General features: G+C 58.5%; 1 protein-coding gene. It reads left to right on the top strand.

Translation table 11 applies throughout. The annotated features are described in order from the left end of the window. Nucleotides 1–569 precede the first annotated feature (569 nt). Nucleotides 570–1,539 (top strand): SphA family protein (locus CWO89_RS44085; RefSeq protein WP_130584367.1); only part of this gene is annotated, 970 nt, incomplete at its 3' end.

The raw sequence follows: 1,539 nt of genomic DNA, 5'->3' as shown, positions 1-1,539 counted from the left end.
GAAAAGTGGGTACTAGTTAGCTTTGCTCTCGCGGCGGTAAGCGCTTTTCCTGCCTCGGTCGAGCGGATCAGACGCGATTTAGTCCATCGGTTACCGCAACACTTGGACATAGAGCGGCGGGGTCGCGACTCAGCGCCGCTGGGACGATTTCGTCCAACTCACGCGGATCAGAACACCGACACAACGTTCGAGAACACGTCAACAGACTTCCGTCAGGACGTGCCGTTCAAGAGCATGACCGGTGAGCGGGTCGACTTCGTCATTCTCGACGATCGATGTCGGTGGAGGATGCCCATCCGAAAATGGCAAAACAGTCGCTTTGATCGAAACAGTTTTTGCAAGGCGCAAATCGTGCGGCGTTATGCAGAATCGGCAAAACTAGCAGGTATTTGCACCCGGGAAATTGTGGCACGGAAGGCACAGTCTCTTGCTCAGGATGTACAAGTTGCGAAAGACGCGATCACGTGTAGACCCGCTGTGGTAGCATTTCCTCGTTTCCGGTCCCTCGCATGCCGGATCGTTCTTCGGCTGTGACGAGAGAGCGGTGGAAGAAAAGGGGGATTTGGCAGATGAAGGGCGGGAAATCGATATCGACGGCCGGATTTGTCGGCCGGTTGAGCGCGGCAGCAATAGTGACCTTTCTCGTGCTCCCGCATGATGTGGCGCACGCCGATGAAGGCGGTATCAGCTTTTGGATACCCGGCTTCTTCGGTAGCCTCGCGGCTACTCCCCAACAGCCGGGCTGGCAGATAACTACGATTTATTATCGCACGCAGGTTTCCGCCGGCGGTGATGTGGCGCGGGCACGGGAGATCACGATCGGTGGCATTCCCGCAAATCTAACAGCCACCGTGAACGCCAGGGTCAATGCAACCGCCAATCTGGGCTTGGTGGCCCCTACCTACGTTTTTGAGACACCTGTGCTCGGCGCGCAGGCCACCGCCATCCTGTTGGCAGCGTACGGCAACAACTCGACATCACTGGCGGGACAGCTCACAGGAACACTGACGACGCCGGGCGGCGCCTTTCCGTTCTCGCGGTTCGACAGCATCGATAGCTCGCTCACCGCATTTGGCGATCTGATCCCGTTCTTCCAGTTGAAGTGGAATTCCGGCGTTCACAACTACATGACTTACATCACCGGGGACATCCCGGCCGGGGCCTACGAGTCATCCCGCCTTGCAAATCTGGGGCTTGGGCACTGGGCGATCGATGCCGGCGGCGGCTACACCTATTTCGACCAAAAAACCGGCCACGAATTTTCGGCGGTGCTCGGATTCACGTACAACTTCATCAACCCGGCTACTCAATATCAGAGTGGTGTCGACATGCACCTCGACTGGGGCGCCTCGCAATTCCTGACCAAGCAGTGGCAGGTCGGCCTCGTGGGTTACCTCTATCAGCAGCTCGGCTGCGACAGCGGCTCTGGCGATCGTGTCGGCTGCTTCCAGTCGCGGGTCGCCGGCGTCGGACCGCAGGTCGGCTACATCTTTCCGGTCGGCGACATGCAGGGCTATCTCAACCTGAAGGCCTACGGCG

Origin of the sequence: Bradyrhizobium sp. Leo170, from assembly GCF_004296405.1 — a bacterium.
GTDB lineage: Bacteria > Pseudomonadota > Alphaproteobacteria > Rhizobiales > Xanthobacteraceae > Bradyrhizobium.
This window is presented reverse-complemented; position numbering and strand designations above follow the sequence as displayed.